Raw genomic sequence first — 21433 nt, 5'->3', positions numbered from 1 at the left:
TTATGTCTACGTCATAAATTTCACAAAATCCTCAAGAAACTTTTTATAATGTAACGACCAACCAATTCGCACCCAATTTTTTAATGCTTTTGCATCAGGTTGAGGCCGAAAATCAGCAATACTCTCTCCTTTTGCAATTCCAACTGTATCTACATCGACACGACGATATACATAATCTAAAAGGGATGGATTTGCCGCAACCATCATTGTAACGACGTCATGTACTGGACTTCCTTTTATTTTCGGATTTAACTTTCTATAAGCTTTATAATAGTACGTAAATATCGGCTCGATTAACTTATTAAAACTCGTTTTAGAGTGTTTCGTAATATATTTTACCATTTCCGGTGTAATAATTGCTTCAGATGTAACGTTAAGTGGCACTAATGTTACATTTTTGGCATTTTGCATAACTAATTGTGACGCAATGGGATCACCATGAAAATTCGCCTCTGCGACTGGTGTTACATTGCCAGGCATTAAGAAAGCACCGCCCATTATATAATATTCTTTCACATACTTCATCATCGGCTTTTCTAAAATAAATGCTGTCGCTAATGTTGTTGATCTACCAGCATCGACTATTATTAATTCTCCTTTATATTTTTCAAGAAGATCAAAAAATGTACAAAAAGGCTTTATATTTGGTGAAAAAGTTTTTGGAGGTTTAATTGGCCCTAAACCGTCTGTCCCATGAATTTCTGGATAATACGTCGTAATATCTCCGGATAAAGGAATTTTCGCACCATTAATAACAGGTATATCTTCCCGTCCTGCCATTTGCAATAAATATGCGGCATTACTTGTCGCCTTTTCTTGTGTTACATTTCCATATCCCGTTACTACACCAACAATATCAATATCAGGATGCAACAATCCATACATAATTGCTAAAGAGTCATCAATGCCTGGGTCTCCTAAAAATAATACTTTTTTCATCGACCTCAACTCCATCCCCTCAGTTGTTATTAATTTATGAATAACCGTGGATATACAGAATAAAAAATGAACAAATTCACACAAAAAAACGCAGTCTTATAAGGACTACGTTTCTTCAGCTAACCTATACTGTTTTTTTTACAGCACTCATACTTCCAATGATGTAAGCGATAAACGCAAAACAAATCGGGAAGACAACTGTATGTATACCGAACGGATTTGGATAGAAAAGATGAATACACATATATGAGCCTACCCCAACTAAAATAGACGCAAGCGCTCCTGTAGCATTTCCTTTCCTCCAATATAACCCTAATACGATTGGCCAAATGAATGCTGCTTCTAATCCACCGAAAGAAAATAAATTTAGCCATATTAAAAAATCTGGTGGTTTAATTGCCGCTGCATAAACGAGTAGTCCTACAATACCCGTAATCCACAAACTTCCTTTTTTTATCGTACTGTCTGCTGCATCTTTATTTATGTAATTTACGTATATATCTTTAATAATTGACGAGCTTACAAGTAATAATAAAGAGTTTACTGTAGACATAATCGCTGCCATCGGTGCAGCTAAGAAAACTCCAGCTAACCAAGGTGGCAACACTTCCATCGCAAGTAGCGGCATTACTTTATCTGGTACCGTTATACCTGGAAGTACTACTCTTGCAAATACACCTGTTAAATGCATACCGATCATAATTGTGCCAACGACAACGGTTCCAATTATTAAAGCTTGGTGCATCGCTTTTGAATTTTTATAAGACATGGCACGCACGCTAATTTGCGGTAAACCGACAACGCCAATTCCAATTAAAATCCAAAATGATGTAACATATGATTTCGTTAAACTGCCATCTGCTCCGAATGGTGTAATTAACTTTGGATTAATTTGAACAAGTTCCTGCATAATCTTTTCAATTCCACCACCAGCAATGACAGTAGCAATTAAAATGATTGTTGTTCCAACTAACATAATGATTCCTAATAATGTATCTGATAGAGCAACTGCACGAAATCCACCAATTAATACGTACACAAGTACAGAAAAAGTAAATAAAAATAGTGCTGTTGTATACGATAGCCCCGTTAGTGACTCGATTAATCGTCCACCACCGACCCACTGGGCTACTGTCGCTGAAAATAAAAAGATAATAATACATAACGCAGAAAGTATAACAACTGCTTTATTATTGTATCTCCCTTTTAAATAATCGATAAGAGTAATTGCTTCCATCTTCCTAGCGATAATTGCAAACTTTTTACCGATAACCGTTAAAACGATATACCCTGTTACAACTTGAATCGCAGATAACAGTACCCATCCAAGACCCATATTGTAAGCAATACCAGGGCCACCAATAAAGCTACTTGCACTACCGTACGTAGCAATCATTGTCATCGCTAATAATAAACCGCCTAGCTCACGCCCACCAAGAAAATATTCTTGCAAAAATTTATTATGAGCAGTTGCTTGCACGCGTCTTGAAGCATATACACCAATTAAAAATACAACGATAAACGAAATTATCATTGGAATGATTACATACCAATTCATCTATTATTCCTCACTTTTTTCTTCCTCATCGAGTGAAATATCTTGAAATACAAAACGAACAACTAAACTAAGTAAAATAACCATAACGATAAATCCAACGATACAGCTATAAAAAAACCATGCGGGAAAACCTAATACATATGTATATTCATTCGGATTTTTACTACCAAGCCCATAAGCAAATCCGTACCAAATTATAAAATTAATAATAGCAAGTCCAAGACCAATTAACGCTTCTCTATGGGCTATTCGAAAGCGTGGATCATCATGATAATCTTTCATTTTTACCCCTCCTCTCACGATGTATTATTGTACCATTGTTCTTCTAGTTTTTCCTACTAGAAAGCAAAAACAAGCAGGATTTTTTTATAATCATATAGAAGATTCTCTTACATTACATATTTTTTACAATTGTAACACAAATGAAATTTGAATTTTCAGTATTTCTTAATTATGATTTTAATTAGAGGCTTTCCATCTAGTTTCCACATCCTTGATTTCGGAATAAGCGCCGTCTCGTACTGCGTTTACATTATATTTTCAAGGGGGTTATACAATGAGTCAACTAGCTGTAAATCTTCATGAAAAGGTAGAGAAGTTTCTTCAAGGTACAAAAAAGTTATATGTGAATGGATCTTTCATTGAAAGCGCTTCCGGCAAAACATTTAAAACACCTAACCCAGCAACTGGTGAAACACTTGCCGTCGTTTCTGAAGCTGGTCGCGAAGATATTCATAAAGCTGTAGTCGCAGCTCGTATGGCTTTTGACGAAGGTCCTTGGTCTCGTATGAGCACTGCTGAGCGAAGCCGTCTCATGTACAAGTTAGCTGATTTAATGGAAGAACATAAAGAAGAGCTCGCACAGCTCGAAACATTAGATAACGGAAAGCCAATCCGTGAAACAATGGCAGCAGACATCCCACTTGCAATTGAGCATATGCGCTATTACGCTGGCTGGGCTACGAAAATCGTTGGTCAAACAATTCCTGTTTCCGGTGATTACTTTAACTATACACGCCATGAAGCTGTTGGTGTCGTTGGTCAAATTATTCCTTGGAACTTCCCGCTTCTTATGGCAATGTGGAAAATGGGAGCAGCGCTTGCTACAGGATGTACAATCGTTTTAAAACCTGCAGAACAAACTCCACTATCTGCTCTATACTTAGCTGAATTAATTGAAGAAGCTGGATTCCCGAAAGGTGTTATTAATATCGTACCTGGATTCGGTGAATCAGCTGGACAAGCTCTCGTTAATCATCCACTCGTTGATAAAATTGCATTTACCGGTTCTACTCCTGTCGGTAAACAAATTATGCGACAAGCATCCGAATCATTAAAACGCGTTACACTTGAGTTAGGCGGTAAATCACCAAATATCATCTTGCCGGATGCTGATTTATCTCGCGCGATTCCTGGTGCACTTTCTGGTGTTATGTTTAACCAAGGACAAGTATGCTCTGCTGGATCACGCTTATTTGTTCCGAAGAAAATGTATGATAATGTCATGGCTGATCTCGTCCTCTATTCTAAAAAACTAAATCAAGGTGTCGGTCTTAACCCTGAAACAACAATTGGTCCTCTCGTTTCTGAAGAACAACAAAAACGTGTAATGGGCTACATTGAAAAAGGGATTGAAGAAGGCGCTGAAGTACTTTGCGGAGGAAGTAATCCATTCGATCAAGGCTACTTCGTTTCTCCTACAGTATTCGCTGACGTAAATGATGAAATGACGATCGCAAAAGAAGAAATTTTCGGTCCAGTTATTTCTGCAATACCATTTAACGATATTGATGAAGTAATTGAACGTGCAAATAAATCACAATTCGGCTTAGCGGCTGGTGTGTGGACAGAAAATGTTAAAACAGCACACTATGTTGCAAGTAAAGTACGTGCAGGTACAGTGTGGGTAAACTGTTATAACGTGTTTGATGCAGCATCTCCATTTGGAGGATTTAAACAATCTGGTCTTGGCCGTGAAATGGGATCTTATGCATTAAATAACTATACAGAAGTAAAGAGCGTTTGGCTTAACTTAAATTAATGAAAAGAACCTGACCTATCCGGTCAGGTTCTTTTCATTATGTATTCCTTTAAACTTGCAGTCCTCCGCTCACATTTAGTACTTCACCTGTAATATAAGATGCGTATTCTGATGCTAAAAAGGCTGCTGCGTTCGCAATATCTTCTGGCGTTCCAATTCTACCAACTGGAATAGCGCCAACCATCTTTTCTTTCACTTTATCTGGTATCGTTTTGGTCATATCTGTATCCATAACCCCCGGACAAATCGCATTACAAGTAATACCGAAACTTCCAACTTCTTTCGCTGCTGTTTTTGTTAATCCTACAACTCCAGCTTTCGTTGCAGCATAATTTGCCTGTCCAATATTCCCCTCTCTACTTATAGAAGAAATATTAATAATTCTTCCATATCCTTGTTGTCTCATATAAAGAAGTGCTGGTTGCATACAATAAAAAACACCAGTTAAATTCACTTGTAATACTTGTTCCCAAGCAGATTTCTCCATTTTATGTAACATTGCGTCTCTTGTAATTCCAGCATTATTCACCAAAATATGTAATGTACCAAATTTTTGAACTGCATATTCAATTAACGACTTTGCTTCATTTTGATTACTCACATCACATCGATATGAGCACACTTCATATCCTTCATCTGATAACTCACGTGTCGTTTTTTGTAGCGTCTCTTCATTTACATCGCTAATTAATACTTTCGCCCCTAGCTTTGCATAAACCCTTGCAATCTCTTTTCCAATTCCCTGTGCAGCTCCTGTTACAACAGCTGTTTTCCCATTTAAAAACTCCATTCCTATCCCCCATTTCTATTACTTATACTGTATATTTCGGCTTTTTACTTTCCAACTCCTCTTTGTATAAAAAAGTCTATTTGTGTCAAACTAACTTTGCAACGTCGCATAAAGTGAAACTTTAATCAGTGGGAAGTTTGTTCATCCCCCACTGATTATCAGCCCTCACCAATCGGGCATTTAATCTCCCACCTAGCTTCTTTGTTCCATCTGAGTTTTAAGGTGGGAGTTTTACTACCCGTTATGCGGGATAAATTGCAAGGAGATTGTGTCGAATGAATAAAAAAAATTTCAAACAAAGTAAAACAACTGATGGCATTGATGTTGAGTTCTCTCGCGAACTCGCTGACCACAATGACTTAGAAGCAAACGCACGTGCAAATGCCGCTGATGCACGTCAAAAGCGCCAATCAACCGAAAAATAAGGTACATCACAACCTTATTCTTTTCAAAAGGGACCTACTACCCAACAAAATAAACCGAGAGACATCTCTCGGTTTATTTTCTATATTTTTTTGCATAATGAGCCAAAGTAAGTAGCGGATATATATAGGAGTAGCTATGATAACGAATATAAAACCCACCTGGTAAACCTGTTCCAGTAGGATATTTTTCATTTATATAAGGGTTGGAGAGCAAATATGAAATACCTTTTCGAATAACTGGCGTTTCTTTATCATAGTAAGAAATGAGGGCATCTAACGCCCATGCTGTTTGGGATGGTGTACTAAATGGCAAAGTAACAAATCTTTTTTCCACACTACTTTGGCAAGATTCTCCCCAGCCACCATCTTCATGCTGTATATGTTCAAGCCATAAAACGGCTCGTTTCAATGATGAATCGCTAGATGGTATTCCTAGTGACCGTAAACCAGTCAACACTGCCCACGTACCATATATATAACAAATTCCCCATTTCCCATACCACGATCCATTTTCTTCCTGTACATTCATTAACCAATTTATCGCACTTTGTTTTTGTTTCTCGGGCAATTCATTTTGCGTATACGTCCCAAAAAATTCTAGCACTCTTCCTGTAATATCTGGTGTAGAAGGATCTGTAATCATATCACTTGCATTCTCGATTGGTAAATTTGCTAATATACGGCTCGTTACCCCTTTTTCAAAAGCTCCCCAACCACCATCATTATTTTGCAATCCTTTAACCCAATTAACCGCTCGCTTCCAAGCATTATCTACATTTTCGTTCCCTCTACTTCGCGCCAACGCTCTTAACACAGCAGTTGTATCATCAATATCTGGAATCGTCGTATTCACATCCGAAAAGCCCCAACCACCTGGGAAGAGATCCGGTGCATGTACACTCCAATCTACTTTCTTCGTTTGCTGTTTTCTTAGTAAATACGCTGATGCATTTTGAATCACTTTACTTACTTTCGGAACTTGAGCTTCTTGCAAAGCATAACTGAGTAAAGCTGTATCCCATATAGTTGACGGAGAGTTTTGCAAATGGCTCCCTCTCTCCATCTTCCATATATAAGATGTAATTCCCATTATAGCCTTCTCAATAATTGGTGATTGAATAGAATGTCCTAATGCAAGTAAAGCATAAATCATATAAAACGAGGCAGTTGCGTAGCTATATAATGTTCCATTTTCATCAATACGCCCTTTCATAAAACGTTCTACTTCCTCATATCCTTTATGATGCAAAGAAAGTGGATACGTTATAATTTTCTTCACGTCACTTACTAACGTTTGAAAAACTGGAGACCGATCCTCCCGAAACCATTCTCCGCCCCCGCCTGCAATGTGATTTAAATTTGGCAATAACTTTTTCCCTACTCGAAATCTTTTATTTAAACACAACATCATCGGAATTAAATGAATACGTGCTGAGCTACTCAGTTTAAATATACTGAGAGGGGAATCATTCTGCAGAAACATAATTGGTGTTGGCAAATGAAAGAGAGAAGGATATTCATATTCTCCATGAATCGCTAATAAAAACTTCGTCATAAAATGAGCACGCGCTACCCCACCGCGCTCATTTATAAATATTTCCGCTCGCTTCATATTCGCATCTTCTTTTGTATATTTTTCCGATGCAAGCAAGGCAGCATAAGATTGAATTGTAGCAGATAAATTACCACCCACTTCATCTTCATACAATTTCCATGTTCCTTCATTTGTTTGGAGTGATGCTAATCTTTTTACAAACGGTTCTATCTCTTTATCTCTACCTAATAATTTTAATAAAAAAATCATATGACAATCTGTTAGTGGCGCTCCTTCAAAACAAAACCGCCACGTACCATCTTGCCGTTGCATTGTTTGAAGTGCAGTTGTTCTTCTCGCTATTTCTTCATGCACTTTTTCATATAATAACAAGTTACTCACCCACCCTTTCGAAATCCGTATAACGATATTCAAAAAGGTAGCTGAATATGTATAAAAACAAAGAAAAGCAGAACATATAAAATGTTCTGCTCATAAACAATACCCTACTCCGACAATAATCCCTAATAAAGCACCGACTACTACTTCATACGGTGTATGCCCAACAAGTTCATTTAACTTCTTATATTCTGTTTCTCTACCGTGAAAAAAGTCATTCAATATTTTTGCTTGTTTACTTACTGCAAGCCTTACTCCTGAAGCATCATACATAACAATAATGGCAAAAATAGTAGCAATCGCAAACATCGAGCTTTCCACACCTTCCACTACTCCAACTCCTGTAGCAAGCGCTGTAACTGTTGAAGCATGAGAACTTGGCATTCCACCTGAAGCAAAAAACTTTGCAAAATCAAATTCACCTGTTTTAACTAATTTAAAGACTACTTTCGTTAATTGTGCTAAAAACCATGAAATTACAGCTGCCATAAGCGGATCATTATGTAAAATTGTTTCCATGTTCTCAGCTCCTTACTAGCTATAATGGAAATCCTATATAGTATCAGTATAAAGAAAAATGCGTAGAAAATACTACGCATTATGATACTTTTGCTGATTTATTTTTTATAAATTTCGGTTGTTTCTGCACTAAGAACTTTGTTTTCGCTACCGAGAATACAAATAATGCAACCCATATACAGAAAAATGCAATCATATGTGTAGATGTGAAATGTTCACCAAATACGAATACACCTAAAATTAAGCTAATTGTTGGCGCAATATATTGTAAAAAACCTACCATATAAAGCGGAATAAGTTGTGCTCCTTTTGCAAAATAAAATAGTGGTAATGCTGTTACAATGCCTGCTCCTATTAAAAGTAACGTTGATAACATTGAGATAGAGCCAAATGAGCCGAAACCATGTACTCCTGTCATTACTAGATAAATAATCGCAAACGGCGTTACTAACATCGTTTCCATCGTAAGTCCAATTGTCGCATCATAGTTTAACAATTTTTTCGTTAATCCGTATAATCCAAATGAAAGGGCAAGTGATAAAGAAACCCACGGGATAGCCCCGAAACGTACTGTTAAAATGATAACTCCCACTCCAGCTAAACCAACTGCAACGTATTGCCAAAAGTTTAACTTTTCCTTTAAAACGACTGTACCAAGTAAAATACTAATAAGCGGATTAATATAATAGCCAAGACTTGCTTCAATGACATGATTATGATTAACGGCCCATATGTAGACAAACCAGTTTCCGCTAATCAAGACTGAAGCTATTGTTAATGACATTAATAATTTAGGTCGTTTAAAAAGATTCACAAATTCCCCAATAAACTGGCGAAACCTCTTCGTAACACCTAATACGAGTAACATAAAAACAAACGCCCAAACGATGCGGTGTGCTAATATTTCATCTGCTGGGACTTCCTCAACCCATTTCCAATAGATTGGTAGTATTCCCCACATCGTATACGCACCAGCCGCATATAGTATCCCTTTTTTTTGCTCTGCTGATTGACTCCCCATCTTCCTTTTTCTCCTCTTCTCATTTTTTCTCCATTATACGGTCTCACATGCTCACTTTACCAATAATCAATCTGCATTTCTTTCGACATTTCTCATACAACGAATAATAAACATACCGTTATTACAACAAGTAACGGTATGCCGAAAACAAATTTCTTTTTATGAGTTTTATGATGAAACATATACATACCAATCCAAGCTCCAACTGCTCCACCAGCTGCCGCTGATAAAAACAACGTACTTTCTGGCGTTCTCCACTGTTTCTTCTTTGCTTTTCGTTTATCAAGCCCCATAAGGCTAAAAGCTATAACGTTAATAATAAGAAAATAAATCCATTTCATCGCTTTCTCTCCTTATGAAAAATTCGCTTAATGGTAACATGAAAAAACGACGGAAACAACTGAAGAACTCTTTTTATCCAACTAGTTTCATTCCTTTTTCTTAATTAGTTACCTTCATATTTACATAACCAACTAAAATCACAATTAAAGCATTTAAATAGAAAAATGTTATGAGCAGAATCTTATATTTCATTACATTCATCCACTACCATATCATCAAAAAAATTGCTCTCAATCACTTTCTCATCAAAACGAAGAACTACAATTAGCCCTACATATAAAGAAACAAAATTTAGAAACCATTCCCCATTCTCATCTTTCTTAGCTAAGCATTTAAATATCTCTTGAAATTGCATACGCTCATCTGTCGCAACAACCGGTCGCACGCCAAAATATTTCAATACAAGATGTAGGTTGAGCTGCACGGATAATGATAAAATATACTTTAATAACTCGGTATAATGAGCAACATTTTTTTGACTATATAACTTCACAAGCTCTTGATGTAAAGTAGAAATTGATAATTCTTCTTTAGTCACTTTTGTTGCTTCTATCATTTCAATCATCTTTTTCATATCCATTCCATTTACCCCTCCCGTTACAAAACAAAAGCCAAAGTATACTTATTTTATAATCAACAATAATTGATTATTTCTCGTCTCTCTTTCTTCTTCACTTACTAAGTCATACTTTTTTAAAAGATGAAATACATCATTTAATATTTCTTGTGAGTGATTACCTTGTAAAAAATTTTTTAACCCTTTAAAAATCTCTTCTGATAAAAAACTCTTTTGACTTTCAAGCTTATTCATCACATCTTCAATAGAATGATCAATGTTACATGCCATACTAAACTTCCCCCTCTATCCTCTATAAATAATATCCTCAGCTAACGATGTAAACACTTCTCCAACAAGAGAATCTTCATCATATACAGATGAACCATTATTTTCTTCACGTTTCGCAAAAGGTATTTGAGCAATTACTTCTGTTTGCAATTGTTCTGCAAGCATTTCGCCGCCGCCTTTTCCGAAGAGATAATTTTTCGATCCATCTTGTTCTTCATAATAAGCCATATTTTCCACAATACCTAAAATCTCATGCTTCGTATGTTTTGCCATTACACCGACTCTTGAAGCAACGAATGAAGCTACATTGTGCGGAGTTGTAACAATTATTTCTTTCGCTTGCGGAATCATCGCTGCAACATCGATCGCAACATCTCCTGTACCTGGTGGTAAATCAAGTAATAAATAATCTAATTCTCCCCAGTGCGTATTCGCAAGAAAATTTTGAATCCATTTATTTAGCATCGGTCCGCGCCACATAACTGGGTTATTTCCTTCTGTAAAAAATCCCATCGACATGATTTTAACACCGTGACTAATGACTGGAATTGCCGTTTGATCAATCATCGTTGGTTTCTTATTCGTTTCCATCATAGCTGGAATACTAAAACCATATATATCTGCATCTAATATCCCCACCTTTTTGCCCATACGCGCTAGTGCAGTTGCAAGATTAATTGTCACCGTTGATTTTCCAACTCCGCCTTTTCCGCTCGTTACAGTAATAAAACGTACTCCTGAATCCGGGCGAAGCATGCTCGGCATACCAGTTTCTGTTCTAGTATTTTTCTTTAATTTCTCTGTTAAAGCTGTACGTTCTTCTTGTGTCATAGAACCAAATGTTACCTCCACTTTAGAGGCACCAATTGCGTGAAGTGATTCTTCAATATCTTGTTGAATTTTTGCTTTTAACGGACAACCTTGGATTGTTAGTACTACTTCAAGTTTAACCTCTGTTCCGTTCATTTGTATATTTCTAACCATATTTAATTCTACAACACTTTTGTGTAACTCTGGATCCTCTACATGTTTTAATGCATTCATTATTTGTTCTTGAGTAAGCATAGAACTCATCCCTTCTCTTATTCTAATTTATATACAACATTTTCTTGGCGCTTCATCTGGTGAAAAAGCTTATCATCCACCGCTAACAGGCGGGATTAATGCGACTATATCTCCAGCTTTTATCATCTCTTCATTCATTACAAACTCTTCGTTAACAGCGACCATCACTTTATCCAACGATTGTAAACAATAGCTGGCTTTAAGCCATTCTTTTAATTGTTGCACTGTCATTTCTTGCTTTTCTGAAATCACTAATCGATCCGATCCAACTTCCTCACGCAAATTTGCAAACAATAAAATTATAATCATTTTCTCATTCTTCCTTCTTTGGTTTTCCTTCTGGATATGGTGTATTTTCAAGTTGATCTCCAATCCACATCGTTCCATCTTCCCAAAATTCTTTTTTCCAAATTGGAACAATTCGTTTTATACGTTCAATCGCGTACTCATTCGCTTCATAAGCTACTTTACGATGCGGTGATGAAACTGCAATGACTACCGCAATATCCATTATTTCTAGCCGCCCTACACGGTGCGTAATTGCTACTTTTGTATCCGGCCATCTTTCACAAATTTCTTCTCCAATTCTCATAAGTTGTTTTACTGCCATCGGTTTATATGCTTCATACTCTAAATGTAGCGTTCGTTTTCCTTTTGTTAATTCTCTCACCGTACCAATAAATGTTGTAATCGCACCTGCTTCTCTTCTTGCGACTTTATTCGTTACTTCTTCAACTAAAATCGGATTATCTACAATCTCAAATAGCACTTGTTCCATTAAAACCACCTCTCACTTTATGAAATGTCCAAGGCCATTCACTACCTTCGTTATCTTCTAATAAAAGAACATCGACAAACATATCTTTTTTATATCCTCTTGTCCCGCCCGGCAATACGATAAACGCGTTGGATTCTGCCAATGAAGAAACTGAGCTAGATTTATCAAACCCTGATGGATAAACGATTAATTTCCCCTCATCATATTGCAATTTTGCTCGTACAAATCTTGTAAATGGATTCGGTTTTAGAAAATCTTCTCCTAATAACGCTTTTTCTCTTTTTAAATGTACTTTTTCACTAAACATATACGTCCGAATACACGGTCTTACGAATAATTCAAACCCTACGTAACAAGCTGATGGATTTCCTGATAAACCAAATAATAACTTGCCATTTAATTGTGCTACAGTCGTAACACTTCCTGGTCGCATTGCAACTTTATTAAAAAGAACAGATGCACCTAACTTTTCGTAAATAGCTGGTAAATAATCATAATCTCCTACTGATACACCGCCCGTTGTAATTAACATATCTACTTGGCCAAGCGCTTCTTTCACAGCTGTAAAACACGTATTAAAATCATCACTAAACTTCCCAAAATATTTTACTCTTCCGCCCGCTCTTCGAATTTGAGACAATATCATGTACGTATTACTGTTTCGGATTTTCCCTGGCTGTAATGAATCATTGACATCCAGTAATTCACTCCCAGTCGCTAACAGTCCAATTACAGGCTTTCTCGCAACTGGTACTTCACTATAACCGAATGTAGCAAGAAGAGCTGAAATACCTGGATTAATGTACGATCCCTTCTTTGCAAGAACTGTTCCTTTACGAGCATCTTCACCTTGAAAAGAAATATTGTCGCCCGTTTTGAATGATCGCTTCACTTCCATATAATTGTTGCCATTCTTCTCATATTGACGAGTCAGCTCTAACATAACAACCGCATCACACCCATTCGGAATTTGTGCTCCCGTCATAATTCGAACTGCTTGAAACGGACCTACTTTCTCATGGAATAGCGATCCTGCGCCAATTTCACCCATTACTTCAAATACAATTGGCGTTTCATAACTTGCTAAATTAGTATCTTCTGCTCGAATAGCAAATCCGTCATACGGCGAACGATTAAATGACGGCACATCATGGTCAGCTACTAAATCCTCTGCTAATATACGTCCATAAGCTAATTCAATTGGTAATAGCTCCTTTAAGCCTTTATCAGCAAATCCCATCACTTTACGAACAGCTTCTTCAACCGTAATTGGCACTCTTCTTTCCATTATTGACACCCTCTCTATTAACCGAATACGCGATAATATAGTTGTTTCGCTTTCGAAATATCATTTGTACCATGAATAAAAACACGATCATCCTGAAAAACAACGATGCGGTAATCATCGAATCGGCAAGATAGTAAATACGGATTCCGATCTACTTTCCCCAATTTTTTTAATACTTTTTCTATATCATCAAAATTGTATTTCTTATTGTCTACTGTTCTAATTTGAACTGTATTTCTTCCGCATAAAACAGCTGCTTTCGTTTGGTTTTCGTATGATAAATAAGGATAAGTTCGATTTGAACCGCATGAGAGACAAGCGTCTGTTTTTATTTTCCCTAATTTTATAAAATGATTTTGATTACTCCATATATCAAACATGAAAAATGTTTTTCTAATTGCTGAGAAATCTTCCACTAAAATTTTGAGTGCTTCTGCCACTTGATATGCTGCGACGATTTGAACAGTAGGGCTAATAATTCCAGCGGTATCACATGTCACACCTGTAACAGGAATATTTTTAAGCATACAATGTAAACACGGTGTCTCTTGTGGAATAATTGTATAACTCATACCATACGATCCAACGCAAGAACCATATACCCACGGAATATTATGTTTTTGTGATAAATCATTTATTACAAATCGAATATCAAAATTATCTGTTGCATCAATGATTACATCTACATTTTTTAATAGACCTTCCATATTTTCTGAAGTTGCATCCATTACGAAAGCATGTATTTGTACTTCCGAATTAATTTGTTCTAACCGATTTTTTGCAGCAATTGCTTTCGGCATTTTCTCTCTCGCATTTTGTTCAGAGTACAATTGTTGCCTTTGTAAATTACTCCATTCAACGTAGTCACGATCAATAATCGTCAACTTGCCAACACCTGCACGTACGAAACTTTCGGCACTTGCACTTCCTAATGCGCCTGCCCCTACAATTAACACATGTTTATTTCGAATTTTTTCTTGTCCTTTACTCCCAATTGGTTTGAACAACTGTTGTCGTGAATACCGATCAGCCATTACATACCCTTCCTCTCAAGAACTCTATTTCATATTAGAATGTTGTTTCTGATAACAAGCAAAGTAAGCAAAACCAACAAACCCAGCTCCTCCAATTACATTTCCGATAAAAACAGGAACAAAATTTTTAGCCAGATCCATCCACGTTAGATGACCAGCAAAAATAACAGCGGAAATGACAAACATATTTGCTACTACTTGCTGAAATCCAATCACTACAAATGCCATAATTGGAATCCAAATTCCGATGATTTTTCCGACAAAATCACTCGTCCCGTAAGCGAGCCAAAGAGCAAGACAAACGAGCCAATTACAACCAATTGCTAAAATTAAAGTTCTCCCAAATGATTCATGTAACTTCCCTTCCGCTATCGCTACCGTTTTATTTAAATACTCTCCCTCTGTTAATCCGCCAAGATGCCCAAAGCAATACGCAACGAAAATTGCCCCAATAAAATTCATGAGAGTAATCCAAACCCAGTTATTCAGTACGCTTATCAATGTAATTTTCTTTGCATAAAGCGCCATAGACAGTGACATCATATTTCCCGTAATTAATTCTCCTCCTGCTAATACTACGAGCATGAGTCCAACAGGAAATACTGCTCCTCCTAAAACATTCACTAGACTTCCCCAGCGCTCAGGTAAATTCCCTAAAACTCGAATGTTAAGTAAAAAACCTATCGCAATAAACGCTCCTCCTAAAAAACCGAGAATAAGCATCGCTGGCAATGTCTGTCTTACTTTTTGAACACCGGCCTCAATGACAAACTCAGCAATTTGTTCCGGCTTATGAAATGCCATTACCCATTCCTCCATTTTCTCCAAATAAAAAAGCAGCTTCAAAAAACCTCCTCAAAATAAAGGTTTTTGAATGCTGCTTAATTTCTCTGCACATCTTTTACAGAGATATCAATCATCACTTTTACTATAAAATAGAAAACCCACAACTCTTGTAAATTTTCCATTTTTCACTATGAAGCTAGCTTTATATATTAACCACCGATATGTGACATTTCAATTTTAGGTATTGTTTTCTTATTTGTATGATTTAAGCGTTCATCTGAATAACGATCTTCCCTATTATTCCATATATCGCGTACTACATCTGTAATGTCCTCATCTGTATGTTCAGAACGAAGCAATTCCCTTAAATCATTTCCTTTAGAAGCAAATAAGCAAGTATATAATTTTCCTTCTGCAGAAATACGAGCTCTCGTACATGATGAGCAAAAAGAATCTGTTACTGATGAAATAATACCTATTTCCTCATCGCTTCCTATATAACGATACCTAGTAGCCACTTCACCAGAATAATTTGCTTCTATCCGTTCTAACGGCATAACTTGATGAATCGTATCTACTATTTCTTGTTTAGAGACGACCTCTTTTAAATCCCAACCATTATAATTTCCAACATCCATATACTCAATAAAACGAAGAATATGCTTATTTTCCTTAAAATATTGCGCCATCTGCAAAATGTCCTGTTCGTTTTTCCCCTTTTGAACGACCATGTTTATTTTAATTTTCATTCCAACTTCAGCTGCAGCCTGTATTCCTTCCAGAACCCTTTGCACTTTGCTCCTATTACCATTTAAATAGAAAAACCGCTCTTCTTCTAAGGAATCTAAGCTAACTGTTACACGTGATAGTCCCGCCTTATATAAATCAGGAGCAAACTTTTTAAGTAACGATCCATTGGTTGTTAAACCGATATCTTCTACACCATCAATTTTATTAAGGCGCTCAATAAGCTTTGGAAGCCCTCTTCGAAGTAACGGTTCTCCGCCCGTAATCCGTAATTTTCTCACACCTAAAGAAACGAAAATACGTGTTATCCTTTCAATTTCATCAAAAGATAAAATTTTATCATTAGACAAAAACGAGTAATCAGGACCAAATATTTCTTCTGGCATACAATATCGACAGCGAAAATTACAGCGATCAGTAACTGAAATACGTAAATCCTTTAACGGACGTTGCAACTTGTCTAATGTAACTGATTTCATCTTCATTGCCTCACTTTTATTTTATATTTAAAACACGTTCTGGATGGGTATATACATTTAAGGAGTGATTACGAATAAATCCTATTGTCGTAATACCTAAATCTTCCGCTAGTTGCAAAGCTAACTCAGTTGGAGCTGATTTTGATAGTATAATTTCACAACCGATTTTTGCAACTTTCAATAATATTTCCGAAGAAATACGACCACTAAAAACAATGATTTTATCTTTTATAGAAATATCGTTTCTTAAACAATAACCGTAAATTTTGTCTAATGCATTATGCCTACCAATATCCATTCGACTTAAAATAATACCATTCACATCACATAAAGCTGCATTATGAACCCCACCAGTATGATGAAACGTATCCGCAGATTGCTGCATTTCTTTCATTAACCGAAAACAATCCTCTGCAGCAACCTGTACATGGACACCCTTCATTTTTTTTGCACTTAGTGCATCATTTGCAAAAACAAACCCTTGCCTACTCATACCACAACAAGACGTAATATAGCGTTTATTTTGCATTTGTTCATAATACGGATTTACTTTTGTCGTTGTTACATGCACAAATCCTTCTTTCTCCTGCACCCATACACTATCAATATCTTCATACTTCCGAATGATTCCTTCAGACGCTAAGAAGCCTATTACCATATCTTCTATATATTCTGGAGTACTAACCATTGTAACAAACTCCTGTCCGTTCATTTTAATGGTGACAGGAAACTCTGTTACAATGCTGTCCTCTATATGTTTAAATGCTCCTTGTTCATAACGAAAGATTTCTCTTTCTACCTGTATCGGTTTCACGATCAGTATCCTTCTCTCACGTTATATTTTTATCAAAAACAAATACAGAAACTGCAATATCTTCTTCTACTTTCATATCTGAAAACAAATTCACTAATTTCGCTCCAACAAGTTCCTCCAAATGTTCACGTGAATTCACAGCATACACTTCTTGAATCATTTTCGTTCTAGCCATATGAACCATTTCCGCACCGTCCATCGTACTTGAAATAAATTTTTCAGTAGGTGTTAAGTTTCCATAAAGAGTCGCTATAGCCATATTTTCCGCAAAAACAGTATGAATTCGTTCTGGTCCTTTTCCGAAAAGTTCCTTTCGAAGTTTTCGTATCATATCATTAAATTCATGTACTTTTTTTGACATACAATTATACCTCCCAAAAGCCTCATTTTACTTTATTATATATTTTACCAAAATGAGCCTTCCGCCCAAACTATTTCGTACAAATATTTGGGCAGAAAGGTTCACTTCATGAAGTTTATTCGTCTTTTAACCCTTTCCCCATACCTTTTAAGAAATGAAGCCCAAACCCGATAGCACGGTTAATATCTGGGTCTTTCAATACTTTCATAAGATCGAATACCCCTACTTTTTTATTACTTTCTAGATGTTCATTACCTTCTTCTAGTCCGACTAATAAACTACCTATAAGCTTTTTCGTAAGTTCTGGGTCAAGTTCAGTTAACGCACCTGCAGCACCCATCATATTATTAATTAAATTTGTAACAGGCTCACGAGTTACTTGACCTAGAACAATTTTCGCAATTGGTTCTTTCGCTTTTAGCATTGAATTTGCAGCTTCTAGCATTCCAATGTCATTTAATTCTCCTACTATATTAAACATCTGATTTAGAGCTTCCTCATTATTAGTTAGAAGCTCTTTTAAATCATCTAACTTTTGCTGTTTTATTTCTTCCTCAGTTAATTCTTGTTTTTGAATCATTTTTATAGGTGCAGCCATAGTTTTCTCCTCCTACTTATCCGTTAAATGCACATACCCTGGACGTGCCCACTTACGATGTACCTCAATTCCAGCTTGAGGGTGACGTTTTTTATTGCGTGGGTTCGCTTTTGGCATCGGATTTTCGCCATCAACTTCTAACACTTCCATACGCACTTTCGTTTGTTTATACGCAGGTGTATTCGTACGTACATCCACAGCAGGACCTGTTAAGAAATTAATTGCCGTTTCGTTATCTGTAGAGTTCATCGGTAAATATAACTCATTCGCTTTTACACGATTTGTAACGAGTGCACGTAATTTTAATGCTCCAAAAGGAGAGACAAGACGAACTAACGAACCTGTTTTTACGCCACGTTCTTTTGCAAGGTCTGGAGAGATTTCAACGAAAACACCAGGTACTTTCGTTTGAATACCTGTTGATTTATTTGTCATATTCCCTTCATGGAAATGCTCAAGCATACGACCGTTGTTAATGTGAAGGTCGAACTCAGCTGGAAATTCAGCTGGACGTACCCAGTCAGCAATCGCAAAACGAGCTTTTTTATCTGGGAAGTTAAATCCATCTTGGAACAGAAGCGGTGTATTTGTTCCATCAAAACTTCCCCAATGGAAACTGTTCCATCCTTCAAGCACTTCATAGTTCGCTTGCGAGAATAATGGTGATAAACTTGCCATTTCAGCAAAGATTTCACTTGGGTGGCTATAATTCCAGTTTGCCCTTAGTTTATTCGCAACCTCCTGGACGATCCACCAGTCTGGTTTCGCATCTCCTAGCGTAGGAAGCACTTGATATAATCTTTGGACACGGCGCTCTGTATTTGTGAAAGTACCTTCTTTCTCAAGAGATGGCGCTGCTGGTAATACAACATCTGCATATTGAGCAGTTTTAGAAAGGAAAACATCTTGCACAACGAAGAAATCAAGGCTCGACAACACTTCATGTACATGATTTGCATTAGAATCTACAAGAGCCATATCTTCTCCGACAAGATACATTGCTTTCATTTTTCCTTCGTCAATTGCGTGAAGCATTTCAATATTATTAAGACCTGGTTCACTATCAATTTTCACTCCGTAAGCAGTTTCAAATTTCGCACGTTCCATTTCGTTAGTAACGTGCTGATATCCTGGAAGCCATCCTGGTAAAGTACCCATATCACAAGCACCTTGTACGTTATTGTGACCTCGAAGTGGGTATGCACCTGCTCCTGGACGACGATAGTTCCCTGTTGCAAGAAGTAAGTTTGAAATTGCAGCGGAAGTATCAGAACCACCTGTATTTTGCGTTACCCCCATACCCCAAAGGATACATGTACCATCTGCATCACGAATCATTTCAGCCATTTGAATAAGTGTTTCTTTTGAAATACCTGTTACTTCTTCTGCATATTCAAGTGTATATTCTTCTAGGCTCTCTTTGAAATCTTCAAAGAAGTTTACATTCTCATTAATAAATTCCTGATCATGCCAACCTTGATCGATCATATATTTCGTAACAGCCATTAACCATACTTGATCTGTTCCTTGTTTTGGACTAATAAAGACATCTGATCGCTCTGCCATTTCGGTTTTACGAAGATCAGCTACAATTAACTTTTGTCCGTGTAATTTATGTGCACGTTTAATACGTGTAGCTAGAACAGGATGACCTTCTGTCGGATTACATCCCACAATAATAACAAGACCAGATTGCGCAATATCTTTAATCGTTCCGGCATCACCGCCCATACCAATTGTACGGAACAAACCATCCGTTGCTGGTGATTGGCAATAACGTGAGCAGTTATCAATATTATTCGTTCCAAATACTTGTCGAGCTAATTTTTGAATTACATAATTGTCTTCATTTGTAATTTTAGAGGAAGAAATAAATCCAATAGAACCTTTACCGTACTCTTCTTTAATAGCGCCTAATTTATTTGCAACTACATTCAGTGCTTCTTCCCATGTAGATTCAACAAACGTTCCATTTTTACGAATTAAAGGTTTTGTTATTCGTTCTTTAGAATTTACGAAATCCCAACCAAATTTCCCTTTTACACAAGTGGAAATTGCGTTAACTGGTGCATCTGAAGATGGCTGTACTTTAAGGATTTTACGCCCCTTCGTCCACACTTCAAACGAACAACCTACACCACAAAATGTACATACTGTTTTCGTTTTCTTCGTACGAGTATCACGCATGGCCGCTTCCACTTCTGATACCGCAAAAATACCGCTATACCCAGGCTCAACTTCTTTAATTAAATCTACCATCGGTTCAAGAATATCTGGTTTTAATCCCGTCATAAATCCAGCTTCACCGAGCATCGTTTTCTCCATTAAAGCGTTACAAGGACAAATCGTTACACATTGACCACAGCTAACGCATGAAGAATCATTAATATTTACTCCTTCATCCCAAATAACTCGTGGGCGTTCCGCTTCCCAGTCTATCGATAACGTTTCATTTACTTGTAAGTTTTGACACACCTCAACACATTGACCGCATGCAATACATTGATTAGGATCATAGCGATAAAACGGATGCGTCATATCAACTTCACTTACATCTACTTTCGGTTCATACGGATATTTTTGATGTTCGATTTCCATTAATTCTGCTGTATTATGCAGTTTACAGTTCCCATTGTTGTTGTCACATACTGTACAGTATAATAAATGATTTTCTAGTAACCGATCCATCGCCTCTGTTTGTGCTTCTTTTGCGCGAACAGAAGCACGTTCAATGTTCATACCTTCCGTTGCTATCGTCGAACAAGAACGCATTAACTTTCCGTCAACTTCTACAATACAAGTGTCACATGTTTGAATAGGATCTACTTCTGGCACGTAACAAATTTGCGGATGTTCAATCCCGTTCTCATTAATAACACCCAATATCGTTGAACCGGGCTCCGCTGTATACTTTTTTCCGTCAATTGTAATATGAACCATGTTGTTATTCATGGTCTTTCCCCCTTTTTGAGAATAAAAAAACTCCACCACGAAAATATACGCACCACATTTCGGCACGTTATTATCATGGTGGAGTAGTTTATTAGCACATCTTGCTAAAATACCAA

General features: G+C 36.8%; 23 protein-coding genes. 2 read left to right on the top strand and 21 right to left on the bottom strand.

What is annotated here, in order from left to right; all coding sequences use genetic code 11:
* Nucleotides 1–6 precede the first annotated feature (6 nt).
* The 3 genes from AC22L0_RS19030 to AC22L0_RS19020 all read right to left on the bottom strand — a co-directional run bounded on the left by AC22L0_RS19030 (nt 7) and on the right by AC22L0_RS19020 (nt 2779).
* Nucleotides 7–939: a nucleoside hydrolase gene (locus AC22L0_RS19030; RefSeq protein WP_000756459.1), complete on the bottom strand. Its 933-nt coding sequence runs from the start codon at nt 937–939 to the stop codon at nt 7–9.
* Nucleotides 940–1063: 124 nt separating this feature from the next.
* Nucleotides 1064–2497 carry a sodium/pantothenate symporter gene (gene panF, locus AC22L0_RS19025; protein ID WP_001104819.1) on the bottom strand — a complete coding sequence of 478 codons (1434 nt, stop codon included), beginning with the start codon at nt 2495–2497 and terminating at the stop codon, nt 1064–1066.
* A gap of 3 nt (nt 2498–2500) precedes the next feature.
* On the bottom strand, nt 2501–2779 hold the full coding sequence (locus tag AC22L0_RS19020; protein ID WP_000656239.1) for a YhdT family protein: 279 nt from the start codon (nt 2777–2779) through the stop codon (nt 2501–2503).
* A gap of 274 nt (nt 2780–3053) precedes the next feature.
* Between AC22L0_RS19020 and dhaS the strand changes: the two genes are divergently transcribed.
* The gene (dhaS, locus tag AC22L0_RS19015) at nt 3054–4538 is read left to right on the top strand and encodes an aldehyde dehydrogenase DhaS (RefSeq protein WP_000080279.1); all 1485 of its coding nucleotides are present in this window, start codon (nt 3054–3056) and stop codon (nt 4536–4538) included.
* Between the two features lie 49 nt (nt 4539–4587).
* Here the strand turns inward: dhaS and fabG are convergent, their stop codons facing one another.
* Nucleotides 4588–5328, bottom strand: a complete 741-nt coding sequence (gene fabG, locus AC22L0_RS19010) for a 3-oxoacyl-ACP reductase FabG (protein WP_087967734.1) — start codon at nt 5326–5328, stop codon at nt 4588–4590.
* Between the two features lie 275 nt (nt 5329–5603).
* Here fabG and AC22L0_RS19005 point away from each other — a divergent pair, with 275 nt between their 5' ends.
* Nucleotides 5604–5753, top strand: coding sequence for a YfhD family protein (locus AC22L0_RS19005; RefSeq protein ID WP_001035818.1), 150 nt, complete (start codon nt 5604–5606; stop codon nt 5751–5753).
* Between the two features lie 73 nt (nt 5754–5826).
* On the opposite strand, the gene AC22L0_RS19000 is transcribed toward AC22L0_RS19005, so the two are convergent.
* From AC22L0_RS19000 to fdhF, 17 genes are all read right to left on the bottom strand, one after another.
* Nucleotides 5827–7680, bottom strand: coding sequence for a terpene cyclase/mutase family protein (locus AC22L0_RS19000; protein WP_087967732.1), 1854 nt, complete (start codon nt 7678–7680; stop codon nt 5827–5829).
* A gap of 99 nt (nt 7681–7779) precedes the next feature.
* Nucleotides 7780–8205, bottom strand: a complete 426-nt coding sequence (locus AC22L0_RS18995) for a divergent PAP2 family protein (protein WP_087967731.1) — start codon at nt 8203–8205, stop codon at nt 7780–7782.
* Between the two features lie 79 nt (nt 8206–8284).
* Nucleotides 8285–9226, bottom strand: coding sequence for an EamA family transporter RarD (rarD, locus tag AC22L0_RS18990; protein ID WP_000535537.1), 942 nt, complete (start codon nt 9224–9226; stop codon nt 8285–8287).
* Between the two features lie 92 nt (nt 9227–9318).
* Nucleotides 9319–9567: a DUF1294 domain-containing protein gene (locus AC22L0_RS18985; RefSeq protein ID WP_000871349.1), complete on the bottom strand. Its 249-nt coding sequence runs from the start codon at nt 9565–9567 to the stop codon at nt 9319–9321.
* A gap of 182 nt (nt 9568–9749) precedes the next feature.
* Nucleotides 9750–10148 carry a hypothetical protein gene (locus tag AC22L0_RS18980; protein WP_000367289.1) on the bottom strand — a complete coding sequence of 133 codons (399 nt, stop codon included), beginning with the start codon at nt 10146–10148 and terminating at the stop codon, nt 9750–9752.
* 42 nt (nt 10149–10190) lie between these two features.
* Nucleotides 10191–10415 carry a hypothetical protein gene (locus tag AC22L0_RS18975; RefSeq protein ID WP_000752383.1) on the bottom strand — a complete coding sequence of 75 codons (225 nt, stop codon included), beginning with the start codon at nt 10413–10415 and terminating at the stop codon, nt 10191–10193.
* A 15-nt stretch (nt 10416–10430) separates the two neighbouring features.
* On the bottom strand, nt 10431–11480 hold the full coding sequence (locus AC22L0_RS18970) for a P-loop NTPase (protein ID WP_000957509.1): 1050 nt from the start codon (nt 11478–11480) through the stop codon (nt 10431–10433).
* A 72-nt stretch (nt 11481–11552) separates the two neighbouring features.
* The gene (gene moaD / locus AC22L0_RS18965; RefSeq protein ID WP_000583943.1) at nt 11553–11789 is read right to left on the bottom strand and encodes a molybdopterin converting factor subunit 1; all 237 of its coding nucleotides are present in this window, start codon (nt 11787–11789) and stop codon (nt 11553–11555) included.
* Between the two features lie 4 nt (nt 11790–11793).
* Nucleotides 11794–12258 carry a molybdopterin synthase catalytic subunit MoaE gene (gene moaE, locus AC22L0_RS18960; RefSeq protein ID WP_000438664.1) on the bottom strand — a complete coding sequence of 155 codons (465 nt, stop codon included), beginning with the start codon at nt 12256–12258 and terminating at the stop codon, nt 11794–11796.
* Complete coding sequence (locus AC22L0_RS18955; protein ID WP_087967729.1) at nt 12239–13546, bottom strand: molybdopterin molybdotransferase MoeA; 1308 nt, start codon at nt 13544–13546, stop codon at nt 12239–12241. The genes moaE and AC22L0_RS18955 overlap by 20 nt, the downstream gene beginning before the upstream one ends.
* A 17-nt stretch (nt 13547–13563) precedes the next feature.
* Nucleotides 13564–14580 (bottom strand): molybdopterin-synthase adenylyltransferase MoeB, encoded by a 1017-nt coding sequence (locus AC22L0_RS18950; RefSeq protein ID WP_084064048.1) that lies wholly within the window; start codon nt 14578–14580, stop codon nt 13564–13566.
* Nucleotides 14581–14604: 24 nt separating this feature from the next.
* A complete protein-coding gene (locus AC22L0_RS18945; protein WP_087967727.1) occupies nt 14605–15384 on the bottom strand; it encodes a formate channel in 780 nt (259 codons plus the stop codon).
* A 191-nt stretch (nt 15385–15575) separates the two neighbouring features.
* Entirely contained in the window at nt 15576–16592 is a 1017-nt protein-coding gene (moaA, locus tag AC22L0_RS18940; protein ID WP_000844124.1) for a GTP 3',8-cyclase MoaA, read from the bottom strand.
* Nucleotides 16593–16608: 16 nt separating this feature from the next.
* On the bottom strand, nt 16609–17406 hold the full coding sequence (gene fdhD / locus AC22L0_RS18935; RefSeq protein WP_000802689.1) for a formate dehydrogenase accessory sulfurtransferase FdhD: 798 nt from the start codon (nt 17404–17406) through the stop codon (nt 16609–16611).
* A gap of 16 nt (nt 17407–17422) precedes the next feature.
* Complete coding sequence (locus AC22L0_RS18930) at nt 17423–17767, bottom strand: Na-translocating system protein MpsC family protein (protein WP_000039583.1); 345 nt, start codon at nt 17765–17767, stop codon at nt 17423–17425.
* A 115-nt stretch (nt 17768–17882) separates the two neighbouring features.
* A complete protein-coding gene (locus tag AC22L0_RS18925; RefSeq protein WP_000729897.1) occupies nt 17883–18365 on the bottom strand; it encodes a helical membrane plugin domain-containing protein in 483 nt (160 codons plus the stop codon).
* A 12-nt stretch (nt 18366–18377) separates the two neighbouring features.
* Nucleotides 18378–21317, bottom strand: coding sequence for a formate dehydrogenase subunit alpha (fdhF, locus tag AC22L0_RS18920; protein ID WP_087967725.1), 2940 nt, complete (start codon nt 21315–21317; stop codon nt 18378–18380).
* Between the last annotated feature and the right edge of the window lie 116 nt (nt 21318–21433).

It is taken from the genome of Bacillus sp. LQ01, from assembly GCF_057624735.1.
The sequence above is the reverse complement of the archived record's forward strand: the minus strand, read 5'-3'. Positions and strand labels throughout refer to the sequence as shown.

Excerpts from the sequence above, each read along its gene's own strand:
- AC22L0_RS19030 (WP_000756459.1), bottom strand. The coding sequence starts at position 939 with ATGAAAAAAGTATTATTTTTAGGAGACCCAGGCATTGATGACTCTTTA.
- panF (WP_001104819.1), bottom strand. The coding sequence starts at position 2,497 with ATGAATTGGTATGTAATCATTCCAATGATAATTTCGTTTATCGTTGTA.
- AC22L0_RS19020 (WP_000656239.1), bottom strand. The coding sequence starts at position 2,779 with ATGAAAGATTATCATGATGATCCACGCTTTCGAATAGCCCATAGAGAA.
- dhaS (WP_000080279.1), top strand. The coding sequence starts at position 3,054 with ATGAGTCAACTAGCTGTAAATCTTCATGAAAAGGTAGAGAAGTTTCTT.
- fabG (WP_087967734.1), bottom strand. The coding sequence starts at position 5,328 with ATGGAGTTTTTAAATGGGAAAACAGCTGTTGTAACAGGAGCTGCACAG.
- AC22L0_RS19005 (WP_001035818.1), top strand. The coding sequence starts at position 5,604 with ATGAATAAAAAAAATTTCAAACAAAGTAAAACAACTGATGGCATTGAT.
- AC22L0_RS18995 (WP_087967731.1), bottom strand. The coding sequence starts at position 8,205 with ATGGAAACAATTTTACATAATGATCCGCTTATGGCAGCTGTAATTTCA.
- rarD (WP_000535537.1), bottom strand. The coding sequence starts at position 9,226 with ATGGGGAGTCAATCAGCAGAGCAAAAAAAAGGGATACTATATGCGGCT.
- AC22L0_RS18985 (WP_000871349.1), bottom strand. The coding sequence starts at position 9,567 with ATGAAATGGATTTATTTTCTTATTATTAACGTTATAGCTTTTAGCCTT.
- AC22L0_RS18980 (WP_000367289.1), bottom strand. The coding sequence starts at position 10,148 with ATGGATATGAAAAAGATGATTGAAATGATAGAAGCAACAAAAGTGACT.
- AC22L0_RS18975 (WP_000752383.1), bottom strand. The coding sequence starts at position 10,415 with ATGGCATGTAACATTGATCATTCTATTGAAGATGTGATGAATAAGCTT.
- AC22L0_RS18970 (WP_000957509.1), bottom strand. The coding sequence starts at position 11,480 with ATGCTTACTCAAGAACAAATAATGAATGCATTAAAACATGTAGAGGAT.
- moaD (WP_000583943.1), bottom strand. The coding sequence starts at position 11,789 with ATGATTATAATTTTATTGTTTGCAAATTTGCGTGAGGAAGTTGGATCG.
- moaE (WP_000438664.1), bottom strand. The coding sequence starts at position 12,258 with ATGGAACAAGTGCTATTTGAGATTGTAGATAATCCGATTTTAGTTGAA.
- AC22L0_RS18955 (WP_087967729.1), bottom strand. The coding sequence starts at position 13,546 with ATGGAAAGAAGAGTGCCAATTACGGTTGAAGAAGCTGTTCGTAAAGTG.
- AC22L0_RS18950 (WP_084064048.1), bottom strand. The coding sequence starts at position 14,580 with ATGGCTGATCGGTATTCACGACAACAGTTGTTCAAACCAATTGGGAGT.
- AC22L0_RS18945 (WP_087967727.1), bottom strand. The coding sequence starts at position 15,384 with ATGGCATTTCATAAGCCGGAACAAATTGCTGAGTTTGTCATTGAGGCC.
- moaA (WP_000844124.1), bottom strand. The coding sequence starts at position 16,592 with ATGAAATCAGTTACATTAGACAAGTTGCAACGTCCGTTAAAGGATTTA.
- AC22L0_RS18930 (WP_000039583.1), bottom strand. The coding sequence starts at position 17,767 with ATGTCAAAAAAAGTACATGAATTTAATGATATGATACGAAAACTTCGA.
- AC22L0_RS18925 (WP_000729897.1), bottom strand. The coding sequence starts at position 18,365 with ATGGCTGCACCTATAAAAATGATTCAAAAACAAGAATTAACTGAGGAA.
- fdhF (WP_087967725.1), bottom strand. The coding sequence starts at position 21,317 with ATGAATAACAACATGGTTCATATTACAATTGACGGAAAAAAGTATACA.